The following is a 16,423-nucleotide window of genomic DNA, read 5'->3' as shown; positions in this document are numbered from 1 at the left end:
GCGTCGCTACCTGCGGATCAGCGCCGGATCCATCGGGTCCACGGCGTCGCCGGGAGGCGGCCATGCGGCAGGGCGCGCGCGCTCGACGGCGGGCGCCGCAGGGGGGCCGTCCTTGGTCGGCGGCGCGGGGGCCCGGGCGCGCGCGCTCGACGGCGGACGCGCTGCCGGGCTCGGCGAGGGCGCCCGCGGCACGGGCCCCGCGGGCGGCGCAGGCGGCGCGCCCGCCGACGCCTCTGCGTCCGCAGAGGACGCCGCCGGGGTCGCCGTCGCCGCGGGCGGCGGCAGGGGCGCTGCGCGGCGCAGGAGGTCCGGGATCGGCGTGACCTCGGGCGGGGGCGCGGTCGGCGCCGCCCCGGCGGCGGAGGCGAACGCCGCGGGGGAGCCGTCCGCGACCGCCGGGGAGCGTCGCGACGCGAGCAGCGCGGCGCCGAGCGCGACCGCCGCCGCCGCGCCCAGGACGAGCGCGCCGCGCCGCCCCCTGGAAGCCGCCGGCGCGTCCCATGTGTGCGCGGTGGTCGCGCGGCCCTCGGCGACGACCTCGGGGCTCGCGGCCGCCTCGTCCGCGGCCGCGGCGCCGGCCGCGGCGACGCGCGTGATGCGGTCGACCGAGCGCCGAGACCCCTCCGGCGCGTACGGCCCGAGCGCCTGCGCGAGCTCGGCGACGCTCTGAAAGCGCCGCGCCGGATCCTTCTCCAGGCAGCGCAGCACGACCGCGGCGAGGCCCTCCGGCGCCTCGGGGCAGCGCTCGCGGAGCCTGGCCGGAGCGCCGGCGGCGATCTTCGCGCCCATCGCCATGAAGCTCTCCGCCTCGAACGGCGGACGGCCGGTGAGGAGCTCGTGCAGGACGACCCCGAGCGACCAGATGTCCGCGCGCGCGTCGACGCGCTTCGTGCTCTCGAGCTGCTCTGGCGACATGTACAGCGGAGAGCCCATGACCACGTCGGGCGCGGTGATGCTCGCGTCGACCGTGAGGGTCTCCGATCGCGCAGCGTCGCCCGCGCGCGCGATCTTCGAGATGCCGAAATCGAGCACCTTGACGAGCGGCGAGCCGTCCCTCCGGCGCACGAGGAACAGGTTGGACGGCTTCAGATCCCGGTGGACGATGCCGAGCGCGTGCGCCTCGGCGATCGCCTCGCCGACCTGGAGCACGTGGTCCACCGCCACCCCGACCGGCAGCCGCTTCTCCTCGCGCAGCACCTGCCTGAGATCCTTGCCGCTCAGGTACTCCATCACGATGAACGGCGTGCCGTCGTCCAGCGTGCCGACGTCCATCACCCGCGCGACGTGCTCGCTCTCGAGCCGCGACGCCGCCCGCGCCTCGCGGAGGAAGCGCGCCACGTCCCCGCCGCCCTTCCTCCCGCGCAGCAGCTTGAGCGCCACGCTCCGATCGAGCGCCTCGTGGCGCGCGAGCAGCACGACGCCCATCCCGCCCCTGCCCAGCGTCCGGATCACCCGGTACTTGCCGGCGATCACGGTCCCAGGCGCGGCGACCTGCGCGGGGTCGCCGGCCGCGGGAGCCGGGCCCGCGTCGCGGTCGTCGTCGGCGAGGAGCGCGGCGAGCTCGCGCGCGACCTCGGCGGCGCTCGCCGGGCGGCCCTCGGGGGCCTTGGAGAGCATCCGCGCGACGAGCGCCTCGAGCGCCGGCGGGGCGAGCGGACGGAGCTCCCGGACCGCGGGCGGCCGCTCGATGAGGATCTTGACGAGCACCGCCTCGGTGTCCGCGCCCAGGAACGGGGCCCGGCCGGTCAGGCACTCGAAGAGCACGGCGCCGAGCGCGAACAGGTCGGCGCGCGCGTCGGGGGGCGCCGCGCCGCGCACCTGCTCGGGCGCCATGTAGCTCGGCGTGCCGACGAGCGCCCCGGCGCCCGTGACCGCGGGCGCGTCCTTCCGGCGCGCGAGCCCGAAATCGAGGAGCTTGACGCGCTCGACGCTGCCGTCCTGCAGGAAGATGTTGCTCGGCTTGATGTCCCGGTGGACGAGGCCCCTCTCGTGCGCGGCCGCGAGGGCCGCGGCGACGCCGTGGCCGACGCGCGCCGCGTCGCGGACGCCGAGCGGGCCCTCGGCGAGCCGCTCCGCGAGCGTCACGCCCACGAGCCGCTCCATCGCGAGGTACCGCTCGCCCAGCGCGGTGCTGCCGTGGGCGACGTGGCCGACGATCCCCGGGTGGGACAGCGCGGCGAGCGCCTCGGCCTCCCGGTCGAAGCGCGCGCCCGCCGCCTCGTCGACGTCGCGCAGGAGCTTGAGCGCGACGCTGCGGTGCGCCTCGCGGTCCCAGGCCTCGAAGACGACGCCCATGCCGCCCTCGCCGAGCAGCGCCTCGATCTCGAACCTGCCCGCGACGACCTCGGGCTCCGCCGCGAGCGAGACCAGGCGCCCGACCCCCGCGTCGTCGAGGAACGTCACCGCGCGCCCCCGAGCAAGGCGCGGCGCTCGGCCTCGAACTCGGCGTCGGAGCCGGTGATCTCCCGGAGCTTCTCGAGGAGCAAGCCGCGGAACTCGCGCCGCGCGGCGGCGAGGTAGTTGGTCACGTCGGTGACCTTGATCCCGAGCTCCGCGGCGAGCTCGCCATAGGTGGGGCGGTCCTCGGGGCCGTCGTCGTCGAGCACGTAGCGCTCGAAGACCCGGAAGGTGAGCTGCTTGCCGCCCCGCTCGCACCGCTCGCGGAGCGCGTCGACCGCCATCCCGACGAGGTGCCGCCGCCACTCCCGGTCGAAGCAGGTGTCGAGCGCGTCGGGCGCTGGCACGTCGAGCGCGCCGATCTCCCGCTCGGCAGAGGTGAAGTCCAGGCTGAGGGTCACCGCGTGTCCGCCGCGCTTCTGGCGCCCGCTGCTCTCGGCCTCCTTCATCACGTGGCGGTCGAGGCACATCTTGAGATAGGTGCGGAACAGGGCCCGCGAAGGGTCGTAGGCGGAGAACGTGCGTTGCTCGAGCGCCCGGGCGAAGAAGCCCTGCGTGACATCGGCGGCGTGCTCGTCGGAGAGGCGCCAGCGGACGCGGAGGTGCTTGTAGACCGGCTTCCAGTAGGCGCGCACCAGGATCTCGAACGAGCGCGCCCGCTCCGCCGGGTCGTCGCTGCCCACCGCCACGACGGCCGACCTGTGGGTCGTCGGAAACCTGCCTCGCCCGGGCCCGCGCGAGAAATCGTCGGCCATGTCTAAAGGAACGAGAGGGCCACGCGGAACAGGATCATCGACGAGGCGAAGCTACCACAGGCCACCCCCGGACGGGAGCTCGATGGTCGATCCAGCCTTGCGTGAAGAGGAGAACAGAACATGAAACGTGCATCTATCCTGGTCCTCGGCCTGCTGCTCGCTGCGTGTGAAGACGAGCGGATGACATTCGGGATCTCCGTCCAGGCCTGCGAGCCTGAGACGCCGTGCTCTCTCTGCATCTTGCCAGGTCAGACCGAGAGCCTCGGCAGCCTCATGACCTCCGACGGTCCGCAGCGGCCACGTTACGAGTTCGAGGTCGAGTCGGAAGCCGACGAGCAGGTCTACCATGTGCGGGTGTCCGCCGTGACCGCGTATGACGAGGAGACGAAGACGGCCACGTCGCTGGAGCTCCTCGAGGAGCGGACCTACGACAGCGCGTTCGGGGAGACCGGCGACCAGGACTCGTTCGTTGTCGACGTGAAAGGGGAGCAGGTTACGCTCACGGTGCTGGGCATTCCGGCCTCGGGCGGGTGCCCCGGGGCCGATCCGGCAGACCCGAGCGACGCCCCGACGACGTCCGACCTCTGAGGCGCCCCCGAGGACAACGTGAACGCGCTCCGTCCCCTTCGCTCCACGCTCTGCGCTCCCCTCGCGGGAGCGCTCCTCGGCGCGTCGGCGCTGCTCTGGGGTCGGCAGGTCGCCGCCGAGGAGAGCGCCGCCGAGAGGCTGTTCCGGGAGGGCCGCGCGCTCCTGGTCGAGCAGCGCTTCGCCGAGGCCTGCCCCCTGCTCGAGGAGAGCCAGCGGCTGGAGCCGAGCCTGGGGACGAAGCTCAACGTCGCCTTCTGCCATGAGCGGCTCGGCCACGTGGCCACCGCCTGGGTCGCCTTCCAGGAGGCGCTGGTCACGGCGCGGACGGCGGGAGATGCGGCGCGGGAGGCGTTCGCCAGGGCCCGGGTCGACGCGCTCGCGCCGCGCGTGCCGTGGCTCCGGGTGCGGGCCTCGGCGGGAGACGGCGGCGCGGCCGAGCTCGCGATCCTGCTCGACGGGGCGGCGCTCGATCCGGTCGCCTGGGACAAGGAGCTGCCGGTGGATCCGGGCGAGCACGCCGTCGCCGCGGCGCACCGGGGCGAGATCTTCTGGCAGACGACGGTGGCATTGCGGGAGTCGGAGCGCGTGGATGTCGCCGTCCCGGCGCCTGCGCCGCCGGAGCCGGCTCCGGTGACCGCGTCGAGCGCGGAGCGGCCGCCCGCGGCGCCGCGCGACGGAGCGCGCGAGGAGACGAGCGCGCGCCCCGCCGGGCCGCGTGCAGCGGGCCGCCTGGTCTACGAGGCAGGCGTGTTCGTCGGCTATCTCTGGATCGAAGCCAACAAGACGGACACCTGCAGCAGCGGGTACGGAACCTGCCAGCTCTACGCCGGGGCCGGTAGCTTCCTCGCAGGGGCGACGGGGTTCATCGGATACGCGGCGATGGATCGCCTCGATCTCGGCCTTCGTGCGCAGATCGGCGTCCATCACAACGCCGGCGCGCTCCTCGCGCTCGGCCCCTCGGCGTCGTTCCTGGTCGGCGAGCGCTTCAGGCTGGGATCGACGCTTCTCTTCGGCACGGCGACGCAAGCCGGGGGGGCCTACGAGCAGGGCGACGAGGGAGATCCGGTTCAGACCGACGTGTCGCTGGAATTTTCCATGGGCCTGGGCGCTGAGCTCGGCATGCAGCTCATGGATGGCGCGGCGGGCTCGCTCTTCTTGCAGGCGACGCCGCTGTTCCTCATCGGCGCGGGCAGCCTGGCGGCCTCTCTGCCGCTCGGCGCGGCATTCCGATGGAACTGACGTGGGTGTAGGTTTCGTCGCGCACGGGGCGGCGCGGCTCGGTCTCGCCTGGCTGGTCGCCCGGGAGCGGTGGTTCGTTCACCGCCGCGAGCACGGCAAACCAGAGAGGAACACCGGACCATGTACGAGACGAAGGCTTACTCCGCCGCCAGCGCGACATCGCCGCTGGCCTCCACCCGGATCCCGCGGCGCGATCTGACCGACCACGACGTGCAGATCGAGATCCTCTTCTGCGGCATCTGCCACACCGACCTCCACGTGGCGCGCAACGAGTGGGGCAACGCGACCTACCCCGTCGTGCCGGGCCACGAGATCGTCGGCCGTGTCGCCAGGGTCGGCAAGGCGGTCACCAGGTACAAGCCCGGCGACCTCGCCGCGATCGGCTGCCTCGTCGACTCGGACAGGACCTGCCCGAGCTGCCAGGAGGGTCTCGAGCAGTTCTGCCCGAACCAGACCATCGTCTTCAACTCCCCGGACAAGCACCTCGGGGGCGCCACGTACGGCGGCTACTCCGACAGCATCGTCATCGACGAGCGGTACGCGCTGCGCGTCCCCACGAACCTCGACCCTGCCGCCGCGGCGCCGCTCCTCTGCGCCGGGATCACCACGTACTCGCCGTTGCGCCACTGGGGCATCACCCAGGGCAAGAAGGTCGGCGTGGTAGGTCTCGGCGGGCTGGGCCACATGGGCGTGAAGTTCGCCCGTGCTTTCGGGGCGCACGTCGTCGTCTTCACCACCTCGCCCGGCAAGACGGAGGACGCGCTCCGACTGGGCGCCCATGAGGTCGTCGTCTCCCGCAACGCCGACGAGATGCGGAAGCACGCCGGCAGCTTCGACTACATCCTCGACACCGTCTCTGCGGACCACGACGTCAACGCCTTCCTCAACCTGCTCCGCCACGACGGCAACATGACCCTCGTCGGGGCGCCCGCGAAGCCCCTGTCCGTCGCCGCGTTCGGCCTCATCCTGGGGCGCCGCAGCCTCTCCGGCTCGAACATCGGCGGCATCGCCGAGACCCAGGAGATGCTCGACTTCTGCGGGGCGAACAAGATCACCGCCGACGTCGAGATCATCCCCATCCAGAAGGTCAACGAGGCCTACGAGAGGCTGCTCAAGTCCGACGTGAAGTACCGCTTCTCCATCGACATGGCCTCTCTCCGATCCGAGTGACGGCGCGACGCCTGAAAGGAGGACGCACGACGCAGGCGCGCCATCGCCGCGAGATCGGCGCGAAGCTGGTCCTCGGGTGGACCGCCTGCCTCGGCAGCGCACGGGCGGGGCGGGTCGACGCGGCGGCTCGGGCGGGCGCGTCTGCCGCTGCCCGAGCCGCCGCGTCGGCGGGGCGCGAGATCAGAACTGCGTGAAGAAGTTCCAGATGGCCGAGCTCGCGAAGCTCGGCGTCTGGTGGTCACCGGCAAACTCGCAGCGGTGGACCGGGTATCCCGCCTGGCACCCTTGATAGGCGACGCACGAGCTGGGGCCCACGGGGGTCGTCTCGTTGCTGCAGCCGTTCTTGCGCACGAACACGTCGAGCGCCGCCCTCCCGGCGGAGATGGGGACGACGCTGTCGGACAGGCCGTGCGACATCCAGACGGCGACGGGCTGGGTGTTGGACTGGTTGCAGCCGCTGTAGAGGGCGCCGGACATCGGCGCGATGGCCCGGAAGACGTCGGGCATGTCACAGCCGAGCGCGTTCGACATCATCCCCCCGAAGCTCCACCCGGTCGAGAAGACGCGGCTCGTGTCGACGCACAGGTTGGCCTTGAGGGTGTCGACCATGGCGCGGGCGAAGGCGATGTCGCGCCCGCCCGTGTTGGCCCAGCCGTTGTCGATGCCGTTCGGCGAGACGAAGATGGCGCTGCCGTTCGCCAGCGCCTTGAGCCCATAGTACCCGTTGTTCACGACGTCGTTGGCCGACCCGCCGCGCCAGTGCCAGCCGAACACCAGCCGATACGCCTTGTTCGGGTCGTAGTTCGCCGGGACGTCGAGCACGTACTGGCGCGTGGTGCCGTTGACGTTGATGGTGCGGTTACCGCTGGTGAGAGAGGGGGAAATGCCGCAGCCGGCGCTGGGCGTGACGCCGGAGCCGCCGCCACCGGCGCCGCCGCCACCACCGGAGCCGCCGGAGCCGCCGGAGCCGCCGGAGCCGCCGGAGCCGCTGGAGCTGCTGGAGCTGCTGGTGCTGCTGGTGCTGCTGGTGCTGCTGGTGCTGCCGGTTCCCGAGCCCACGGGCGTGAGTCGGAACTGCTGATTGGTCGCGCCGCTCCACGACCATTGAATCACGGCGGTGCCGTCCGCGGTGCCGCGGCCGTTGACGTCCAGGGACTTGCCGCTGTGGCGCGCGGTGATGCGCACGACGCCGCTGGCGACGTCTGTGAACGCAAACTGCTGATTTTGCCCGCTCCAGCAGGAGTATTGCTGGAGGGCGGCGCCGTCGCTGGTGGAGGCGCCCGTGACGTCCATGCAACGGTTGCTGTTGACGTTGCGGATGCGATAGTAGCCGCCGCCCGCCGATTCCATGCGGAACTGTTGCCGCGTCGAGCCGTTGCAGCTGGCGATCTGCATGGCCGCTGCGTCCGCGGTGCTGCCTCCAGCCACCTGCACGCACTTTCCACTCTGGACGCCGACGATCGTGTAGACCGCGCCCGTATCGACCGTGATGGCGCCCTCGAGCGAGCCTTTCTCCTCGAGCTCGGCGTCGTACGCCTCCTCGGGGTCGATGACGCACGACACGGCGAGGATGCCCGCCGCCGCCGCCGCAAGCAAGCCCTGCTTGGTTCCGAATCTCATCCTGTCCTCCTCGTCCTGTCAAATGAGTGAAACTGCCATCTTCTCACTGCTCGACGCTGCCCTTGCGTGGGTCGGGGTCGCTCGCCGCGCGCTCGAGACTCCCCGAGGGGCCGGCGCGCCGGCCATCGCCGCTGCGGGTGGATGCCGAGACGCGCGCAGGGTGGATAGGCTCGCTCTGCGTGCGTCAGGGTCGGTCAGACCGCCCTGCTCCTCGGAGCAGGGCGGTCCGAGAGCGAGCCACCTAGGGCAGGTTGGCAGAAGAGACCTGCCAGGTCCTGTCCGTGCAGAAGCGGCAGCTCGGGCCGACGAGCGCGCCCTTGCCGGTGGCCGATTCGTCGCCCTTGAGCCACCAGTTGAGCCACGCCAGGTTGACCTGAGTGAACTCGCCGCCGTTCCGGGCCCACAGATCGCCCCCATGATCCGCGCCGACCTTGGCGAACATCATGACCGGAATATCACCCAGGGCGGCGATGTTCGTGAAGTCCCTCGCGCCGTTCGCGTTCGCTCCCAGGCTATCCGCGGTGCCGGTGACGATCAGCACGGGGGTGTGAATGGAGTTGTAGAAGGCTGAATTGGCCGAGAAAGATCCGCTGCTCGTGTGTCCCCAGGTCGTCATCCTGGGATCGGCGGCGGTCCCCGCCGCCATCAAGCCACCGCAGGAGAAGCCGTTCGCGGCGACCTTCGTGGTCTCGATCTTGTGGTAGTAGGCGCTGCAAGGCTTCTCATTCTGGGCGATCACCCAGTCGACGTAGGAGAGCAGCACGTCGCCTCCGCCGCCGAGGTCGCGGTTGGGCTGTGTGTTTCCCGGTGTCCCGTCCGCCACCACGAAGTAGCCATGCGAGGCAATTTCGGCCATGGCCGCTTGATTCGCGAGCCCGTCTCGCGAGCATCCGCCCTGCCCCCAGACGAAGATCGGATACCTGGCGTCTCCGCTGAGATCCGCCGGACGGAAGATGGTGCCCTGGTTGATGCCCGGGTCCGCATTCGTCTCGACGACCACCCGATGAGGCCCGCTCCCCGACACGTTTCGACCCGTCGGTTGTGACGCGGTGCACGTGCCGCCGCCGCCGGAGCCGCCGGAGCCGCCGGAGCCGCCGGAGCCACCGGAGCCGCCTGCGCCACCGGAGCCGCTGGAGCTGCTGGTGCTGCTGGAGCTGCTGGTGCTGCTGGAGCTGCTGGTGCTGCCGGTTCCCGAGCCCACGGGCGTGAGTCGGAATTGCTGGTTGGTGCCGCCGTTGGACGCCCATTGGATCACGGCGGTGCCGTCCGCGGTGCCGCGGCCGTAGACGTCCAGCGACTTGCCGCTATGGCGCGCGGAGATGCGCACGCCGCCGCCGGCCACGTCCGTGAACGACCACTGCTGGTTCTGCCCGGTCCAGCAGGAGTATTGCTGGATGGCGGCGCCGTCGCTGGTGGAGGCGCCCGTGACGTCCATGCAACGGTTGCTGTTGACGTTGCGGATGCGATAGTAGCCGCCGCCTGCCGATTCCATGCGGAACTGTTGCCGCGTCGAGCCGTTGCAGCTGGCGATCTGCATGGCCGCTGCATCAGCGGTGCTGCCTCCGGCCACCTGCACGCATTTTCCACTCTGGACGCCGACGATCGTGTAGACCGCGCTCGTATCGACCGTGATGGCGCCCTCGAGCGAGCCTTTCTCCTCCGTCTCCGCGTCGTACGCGCCCTCGGGGCCGATCACGCACGACACGGCGAGGACGCCCGTCGCCGCCGCAAGCAAGCTCTGCTTGGTTCCGAATCTCATCCCGTTCTCCTCGTCATGACAAGTAAGTGAAACTGGAATCTTCTCACCGATCGACGCTCCCCTTGCGTGGGTCGGGGTCGCTCGCCGCGCGTTCAAGGCTCCCGAGCGGGCCGCCGCGCCGGCCATTGCCGCTGCGGATGCATGTCGAGACGCGCGCAGGGTGGATAAGTACATTCCGCGTGCGCCAGGCGACGCGACGAAGGTATCTATTGTTCCGGGCTGGCATGTCCGTCAAGTCGATTGTGCATCGCGAGCGGGCCTGACCCCCATGAAGGTGCGATAAGCTCAGCTGCGGAGTCATGATGGTGACTTGACGCCGACATGGGATCGATTGCTCGACGGGCGCGACCACCCGGCGCGCCGGGCGCGCGGATCTCGTCGAAAATCGCCTGCGACCAGCGGGCCGCGCCGGCCGCGCTCAGTCTGCCTCACTCCTGCAAAAGTGATGCTGTATCGAATTTATCCATGCATCGAACGGGCCGCCTTCACGCCACAGCCTGCCATCTCTGGCTGTGCGTCGCCGGCCCTGGCTGCTCATGAAGCGCGCAGCGCCGAGCGCCTCTGGACCCGCTGCACGACGATGAGGCGCACGAGCAGTAGCCACCCCGTCATCGAGAGGCGAGCGCTGCCGTACAGCACAACCAGATGTCCATGGCGCAGCCCCCGGAGAGGTCTGCTGATGGGCGGGATACGTCAGGTCGCTTCCGGGGTTCCCGCCGCCTGCCGGCTGCACCGTGGTCCCACCGCCGCTGGGATCGTTGCTTCAACCAGGGTCGCCGCTGGCCAGGACCGCGCTCCCAGCCGCAAGCAACATGACCGCTCGCTACGTCACGACCGTCTCCTGGATGCGCATGACGGCCCATCCGGAGCGAAGCAAAAGCATGAAGAACGGTCGACAGTGTGAGCGTTCACATGTCCGGTGTCAACTTCGATCGACCAGCCCGCCCTCGGCGAACGAGGAAAGCGCTGCTGTGAGCATTCATAAATTCACCCAGCCAGCGCGCTCGCTTGCTGAGCCGGCTCGCTGCCTGGCTCGAAGATCGCGACCTCGCGCTGCGCGCGCTCGCCGAACCGTACAGCCTCGCTGCACGCGCGGAGAACCTTCCGCGATCTGCATCAGCAGCGGATTCATGCATGAGGGGGCCGCTCTCACTGCAGAGCCCGCGAGGGACATCCTGCCAGGATCGCCCGGGGACATCACCGCTGGACCCCTGCCAGGGCGCGGCGGTCTTCACGAACGTGCGCTGCGGCGCCGCGCCCCCGGAGGGCCCCCCATCCCTCCGAGATCGAGCCGTTCGACGAACGGGCTGCTCCGCGGAGGCCCTTTCGTCGAACGGCGCGCACCTACTTCGCCGCTGCGTCTGTGGCCTTCTGCGCCTTGCGGTAGGCGGCCACCTGCGTCTTCGTCGCCTGGAGGATCTGCGAATACACCGCGTCGCTCCCCGCCGACTCGCACGTCTGGGCGTCGGCCCCGAACAGCGTGTCCTTCAGCATCCGGCGGGGCCTCGACTTCGCCTGGGCGACGAAGTTCATCCCTTTCTCTCGCCAGAGGGCGCAATCCTCTGCCCCGAGGTCTTCGCACATGCGTGCGTCCAGATCCTCACAGACGTTGCACCCCATCGCCAGGGCGCCAACAACACATAACATCAGAACGTTCAACTTCGATTGCATGGAATGACTCACGAGCGGAGGATACCCCAGGTCCACCTCGGTGAACAGAGGTACGGCGCGACGGCGATCCGCGGTGGATGACGAGCCGCACGCACCTGGGAGGCCGGCGCAGCTGGATTCCCACGAAGATCCGCTCGGGAGAAGACGATCAGAATCGTCACGCCGGACGAGGAGCTCGGCCCGACCTTCGTGGCGGACCAACACACCTCGAACGTGATGGCCGTCACGCCCCTCCTCGTGCACGCAACGCATCGCGGATGCGGCCGACCAGGAGGGCCGCCGACAGCGCTTTGCGGCAGCCGGGGGGCTCCCCTACCCGCTCAGCGCGGGCGGCGCTTCGTGCGACCGAGCAACAATCCCAGCGCCGCAAGGAGGAGCCCCGCCTGGGCGCCAGAGTCTCTCGCGTCGTCGCCCAGGGCGCAGCTGCAGCCGGAGCTCGAGCTCTCTCCTGTCGTCGGGCCGCCAGTCCCCGAGCTGGCGTCCTGCCCGTCCGCGCCCCCGGAGCCGGCGCCAATCGCGCCGCCGCTGCCCACGCTGCCGCCAGCGGCACCTTCCGTCACCCCGCCGGCCCCCCCGGTTCCTTCCGCGCCCCCCGCGCCTCCGGCCCCGGCCGCGCCACCCGCGCCTCCGGTCCCGGCCGCGCCCCCCGCGCCACCGGTGTCGTCCCCACCGGGAACAGCACCGGGACAAGCCGCCGTCTCTGGATCCTGACCACCGGCCTTGTCGAGGCCGAAATAGGCGGCGACGGCGGGGCCGTCGAACGGCACAGAATGCCCGACGCCGTCCATCGAAAAGGCCTCGTAGACCGTGTAGCCACAGGAGCTCTCCCAGAACTGGCGCGTGGTTCCGGCCCTCGGCGTGTCGGTCCCATCCGGGGTCTCGTTCAAGCCCAGGACGTTCGTCCACTCCTTGACGTCTTCAGCCATGTTCTTGTAGCTGAGGATCGTGTCGGCGGTGCCATGCCAGTGCTGCAGGCGCGGGCGATGGCCAGTGTAACCTGGATAGTACGAGCGAACGAGGTCTCCCCACTGCTGCCCGGTCTTCGTGACGTTGCCGCCCCCGCAGGGCCCGCTCCACTGGGCCGTGCTCCCTGTCCCGGTGACGTCGTTGTAGCCCTCGGCCCAGCAGCCACACGGGACACCCATCAGCGACACGCCGGCCATGAACACGTCGGGGTACACACCCAGCAGCGCCTCTGTCATGATGCCGCCCGACGACCCGCCCACCGAGTACACGCGGCCCGCATCGCCGTCGTACTTCGCGAGCGTGTATTTTACCATCTGAACGATGGCGCCCGTGTCCCCACCACCGCCGTGGTTGAGCGATCTCGTCGAACCCGCGTCCCAGCAGTTCTGCCCGGTGGCCTCCGGGAAGATCATGATGAAGCCCCTGGTGTTCGCTATGGAAACCAGGCTCGACATCTCGCTGAACGTCCCCGGGCCAGTCCCCTGGCAATGATGGGGAGCGACGACGATGGGAGGCCTGGTCGCCAGCGTGTCAGGCACGTAAATATAGAAGTTGACGTAGCTGGGGAGGCCGTCCACCCCCCATTCGCTCTGGTCGACTTTTTGTAGCGATGCCGCGCGCGCAGGCAGCGCAGCGAGGAGCGCCAACGAGAGCGATGCGAGCCCGAGGAGGTGACTTTGGAATTTGTCCATCGGGCAGAGATCCTACACCAGCGCTGGCCTGGTACGCAATCGAGCATCGCTTTGCGTCGCGCGCATGGGAGCGAGCAGGCGGAGCGCGATGCCCAGGTGTCGCGTCATCACGATGGAATCCGCTATTCGGTGAAAGGCGGGCTGGATGAGCTCGAGAGCCTGGAGCGCCTCTCACAACCTGCCGTCGCCCGGCGAGCGGGCGGGCAAGCTGGGGCTGTGCCAGGCTCGACCGAGGACCGCGCTAGAACTGGCTCAGGAAGGCCCAGACTTCCTGGGGCATCCACGACATGCTCTGCCCGGCGTCGTTCGGCGACGGAGTATGACCGCCGTCGTAATCACACCAGCGGGTGGGATGACCCGCCGAGCAGCCCTCGTAGTCTGAGCAGGCGTGGCCACCTCTGGGCGCCTTCGCCAGGGTCTCCACCGTGCATCCATTTTGCCTGGCGAAGAAATCGCTATTGGAGGTCTGTCCGGCTCCGCCGCTCTCCTGCTGACCCAGCGAAGACATGAAGGCGACCGGCTGACAGCTCGCGGGCCGGGCGAGACCGCCGCCGGAGTGGACCACCACGGCGCGGTAGACGTTCGGACGCGCGCAGGCCAGCGTCCACGCCATGGCGCCGCCCTGGCTGAAGCCTTCGAGCTCGATGCGCGAGGTATCGATGCAGAGATCGCCTGTGACCTGCTCGAGGATGTCGTCGACGAAGGTCACGTCGTCGTCGGCTGACCAGAAGCCGCCGACAGCGTCGGGCGCGATGAAGATGGTGCTCCCTTCGGAGAGCGACCAGAGCCCGAAGTACGAGGGAGCAACCTGGCTGCTGTCGCCGGTGGCCCCGTGGAAGGAGAGGATGAGCCGGTACGGGTGGCTGTTGTCGTAATCGTCAGGAACGCGCAGGGTGTACTTGCGGTTCTTCCCGCCGCTCAGCACGGCGCCCGCGCCGTCCTGAAGCGTGCGCATCTTGCCGCAGCCGGCGGACTTCATCACGTCAACGCCGTCTCCACCTCCGCTGCCGCCGCCCCCGGCCGTGCCGGTCCCGCCCGCGCCGCCCGCGCCGCCCGCTCCGCCCGAGCCCGCTCCACCCGAGCCCGCCGTCGCTCCGCCGCTGCTGGCTGCATCGCCGCTGCTCGTGCCACCGGGAGCAGCGCCACCGCCGGAGCCGCTCGCGGAGGTTTCACCGGCGGCTGATCCGCCAGCGGGGCCGTCGTCGCTACAGCCGAGGCTGAGAGCGGCACAGAGGCCCAGGCCGCCCCAGACAGGTCGCAGCCAGCGCGCGTGATGATGAATGCGATCGTATCCCACAGGGCCAGCACTGGACGGCATGGGTGCTCTCCTCGGTTGACGTTCGACGTGACGCGAGGTCATTCCCAGTTCTTGCGCTGGGGGTTCACCCAGGGCGAGGTGCACATCACGCAATCGTCGCCGTAGAAATAGTGCTTCCCACCGTTGTCGTTGTAGATCCAGTAACGGAGCCAGGCGACGATCGCCGGCCGCTGGACGCCCCCCACGTCGCGCGTGATGTACCCATGATCCGCGCCCATCACCGTCGCCAGGAACGTCTGGGTCTGGGACATGTCGTAGGTCTTTTGCTGCATCGGCAGCCCGACAGTGTCCTGCGTTCCGCTGGTCTGCAGCATGGGCCCGTGCAGGGCCGCCGTCGCGACGTGGCCGTGGATCGAGACGACGGTGGCCACGGCCTCATGACCGCCGATCTCCACGGCGGCAGTGCCGCCGACCGAGTAGCCCATGGAGACGGCGTGCTCCACGTCGATCGCGCCCTGGTAGACGCTGCCCTCCTTGCTGTTTTGCTCGATGATCCAGTCGAGCCCCGCCAGCATGGCCTCGCGGTTGTTCGGGGCGTTGGGGCCGCCCGTGAGGAGATTGGCTCCGACCACCACGAAGCCGTGAGAAGCGAAGTTCTTCAGGAGATCGGTGTAGCTGGTCACCTGCGTGTTGATGCCGGGCCCAAAGATGATCGGCGCGTGCAAGAAGCCGTCCTCGGCCAGGCGTTCAGGCCTGAAGATCGTGTGGTTTCCGCTGGGCCCCGAGTTCCGCTCCACGATCGTCGCGAACGGCCCCTCGGCAGCGTAATCGGTGATCGGCGGGAGCGGCGAACCACCGGCCCCGCCCGCCGCATCGCCGCCCTCCCCTGCTCCGCCCGTGCCCGCGCCAGCGCCCTCACCTGCCCCGCCCATTCCACCGTCGCTGATGTCGGCGCCGCCACTGCCGCTGGCAGCGCCGCCTGACCCGGCGGTCGCGCTGGTCGACGCCCCGCTGGTGGCTGACACACCCGAGCTGCTCGCACCGGCAGCCTGCGCCGCGTCGCCGCCATCCTCGCTGCACGCCAGCAGCGCGACGCTCGAGAGCAAGCAGAGGACACGGAAGCGCCTGACGGCTTTCTTTTCGTTGTACACGAGGCCTCTCTGGTCACGTCACGCCAGGGCGAAGTGCTCGCTTCAGGCCGACGGTGGCGAAGCCGGCAGACAGGTGGCTGCCAGACGTTCCGCGTCGGAGCGCGCCCTGATGCCATGCCAGGCCGGCCCCGACGGCTGCTCCATTCCCCCTGCGTGCGCCTCGTCTGGAGCCATGGCGCGACCGTCAAGGTGAATGCGCATGAGAACGCAGGGCCCGCTGCGCATGACGGCCTGTCCAGAGCAAGGCGAAGTGATACCCGGAGCGCCAAATGTGAACGTTCACAGAGCCTGTGTCAACAAAAACCGGCGAGCGGCCCGCGGGGTGGTCGCCGAGGAGGCACGGCCTGTCCCGAGCAGCGCGGAGAGGGCGCTCGGCGACCGCGCGCCGAGCCCGAACGAGGGACGTTGTGGACCCAGCTTGATGTGGACCCGCCCCGCTGACACCATGGTGTCAGCATCCGTGCGACGCGCCGATCGCCTCTTTCAGATCGTCCAGATCCTGCGCCGGAAGCGGGGGCCGGTCACCGCGGCCGAGCTCGCGGAGGAGCTCGAGACGTCCAGGCGCACGGTGTACCGCGACGTCGCGGATCTCCTGGCCCAGCGCGTGCCGATCCGCGGCGAGGCGGGCACCGGCTACGTGCTCGAGCGCGGCTTCGACATGCCGCCGCTGATGCTCACGCCCGACGAGATCGAGGTCGCTGTCCTCGGCGCCCAGTGGGTCTCTCATCGAGGCGACGCCGCCCTGCGCAGGGCGGCGCAGGACCTCATCGCGAAGATCGCGGCGACCGTGCCCGAGCGCCTGCGCGTCTTCGTGCTCGAGCCGGTGACCGGGGCGCCGCCCCCGCTGGACCCGGCCCCCGATACGCTCGACATGGCCGAGGTGCGCGCCGCGATCCGCGCCGGCAGGAAGATCGCGCTCCGCTACCGCGACGAGCAGGAGCGCGAGAGCGAGCGCGTCGTGTGGCCGGTGGTCGTGGGCTATTTCGAGTCGAGGCGCATCCTCGTGGCGTGGTGCGAGCTCCGCCAGGGCTTCCGGTCCTTCCGCACCGACCGCGTGGTGGCCGCGACGTTCCTGAAGGAGCCCTACGGCGAACGGCCGAGCGCGCTGCGGGCGCGGTGGCGCAAGACGCTGCCGCCGGCGCGGTGAGGCCCGCGCG

Annotated in this window: 12 protein-coding genes; 4 read left to right on the top strand and 8 right to left on the bottom strand. The window is 70.3% G+C overall.

Features of this window, described 5'->3' with window-relative positions; genetic code table 11:
- Window positions 1–6: 6 nt before the first annotated feature.
- Both WME96_RS17955 and WME96_RS17950 read right to left on the bottom strand, forming a co-directional pair.
- The gene (locus tag WME96_RS17955) at window positions 7–2,403 is read right to left on the bottom strand and encodes a serine/threonine-protein kinase (RefSeq protein WP_437291340.1); all 2,397 of its coding nucleotides are present in this window, start codon (window positions 2,401–2,403) and stop codon (window positions 7–9) included.
- Window positions 2,400–3,152, bottom strand: a complete 753-nt coding sequence (locus tag WME96_RS17950) for an RNA polymerase sigma factor (protein WP_437291339.1) — start codon at window positions 3,150–3,152, stop codon at window positions 2,400–2,402. Before WME96_RS17950 ends, WME96_RS17955 begins: the two co-directional genes overlap by 4 nt.
- Window positions 3,153–3,272: 120 nt before the next feature.
- Between WME96_RS17950 and WME96_RS17945 the strand changes: the two genes are divergently transcribed.
- From WME96_RS17945 to WME96_RS17935, 3 genes are all read left to right on the top strand, one after another.
- The gene (locus tag WME96_RS17945; RefSeq protein ID WP_437291338.1) at window positions 3,273–3,740 is read left to right on the top strand and encodes a hypothetical protein; all 468 of its coding nucleotides are present in this window, start codon (window positions 3,273–3,275) and stop codon (window positions 3,738–3,740) included.
- Between the two features lie 18 nt (window positions 3,741–3,758).
- Complete coding sequence (locus tag WME96_RS17940; RefSeq protein WP_437291337.1) at window positions 3,759–4,979, top strand: hypothetical protein; 1,221 nt, start codon at window positions 3,759–3,761, stop codon at window positions 4,977–4,979.
- A gap of 120 nt (window positions 4,980–5,099) precedes the next feature.
- Entirely contained in the window at window positions 5,100–6,149 is a 1,050-nt protein-coding gene (locus WME96_RS17935; RefSeq protein WP_437291336.1) for an NAD(P)-dependent alcohol dehydrogenase, read from the top strand.
- A gap of 180 nt (window positions 6,150–6,329) precedes the next feature.
- Here the strand turns inward: WME96_RS17935 and WME96_RS17930 are convergent, their stop codons facing one another.
- The 6 genes from WME96_RS17930 to WME96_RS17905 all read right to left on the bottom strand — a co-directional run bounded on the left by WME96_RS17930 (window position 6,330) and on the right by WME96_RS17905 (window position 15,266).
- On the bottom strand, window positions 6,330–7,769 hold the full coding sequence (locus tag WME96_RS17930; protein ID WP_437291335.1) for an RICIN domain-containing protein: 1,440 nt from the start codon (window positions 7,767–7,769) through the stop codon (window positions 6,330–6,332).
- A 241-nt stretch (window positions 7,770–8,010) separates the two neighbouring features.
- Window positions 8,011–9,528: an RICIN domain-containing protein gene (locus WME96_RS17925; RefSeq protein WP_437291334.1), complete on the bottom strand. Its 1,518-nt coding sequence runs from the start codon at window positions 9,526–9,528 to the stop codon at window positions 8,011–8,013.
- Window positions 9,529–10,872: 1,344 nt separating this feature from the next.
- Window positions 10,873–11,112 carry a hypothetical protein gene (locus tag WME96_RS17920; RefSeq protein WP_437291333.1) on the bottom strand — a complete coding sequence of 80 codons (240 nt, stop codon included), beginning with the start codon at window positions 11,110–11,112 and terminating at the stop codon, window positions 10,873–10,875.
- 407 nt (window positions 11,113–11,519) lie between these two features.
- The gene (locus WME96_RS17915; RefSeq protein WP_437291332.1) at window positions 11,520–12,857 is read right to left on the bottom strand and encodes an extracellular catalytic domain type 1 short-chain-length polyhydroxyalkanoate depolymerase; all 1,338 of its coding nucleotides are present in this window, start codon (window positions 12,855–12,857) and stop codon (window positions 11,520–11,522) included.
- A 241-nt stretch (window positions 12,858–13,098) separates the two neighbouring features.
- Window positions 13,099–13,836: an alpha/beta hydrolase family esterase gene (locus WME96_RS17910; protein WP_437291331.1), complete on the bottom strand. Its 738-nt coding sequence runs from the start codon at window positions 13,834–13,836 to the stop codon at window positions 13,099–13,101.
- 377 nt (window positions 13,837–14,213) lie between these two features.
- The gene (locus WME96_RS17905) at window positions 14,214–15,266 is read right to left on the bottom strand and encodes a poly(ethylene terephthalate) hydrolase family protein (protein WP_437291330.1); all 1,053 of its coding nucleotides are present in this window, start codon (window positions 15,264–15,266) and stop codon (window positions 14,214–14,216) included.
- A gap of 460 nt (window positions 15,267–15,726) precedes the next feature.
- Here WME96_RS17905 and WME96_RS17900 point away from each other — a divergent pair, with 460 nt between their 5' ends.
- Window positions 15,727–16,413 carry a helix-turn-helix transcriptional regulator gene (locus tag WME96_RS17900; protein ID WP_437292330.1) on the top strand — a complete coding sequence of 229 codons (687 nt, stop codon included), beginning with the start codon at window positions 15,727–15,729 and terminating at the stop codon, window positions 16,411–16,413.
- The last annotated feature ends 10 nt before the right edge of the window (window positions 16,414–16,423 follow it).

It is taken from the genome of Sorangium sp. So ce406 (assembly GCF_051474675.1).
GTDB classification, from domain to species: domain Bacteria; phylum Myxococcota_A; class Polyangia; order Polyangiales; family Polyangiaceae; genus Sorangium; species Sorangium cellulosum_G.
Note: the sequence above shows the minus strand (reverse complement) of the source record. Positions and strands in the feature narration are given on the sequence as shown.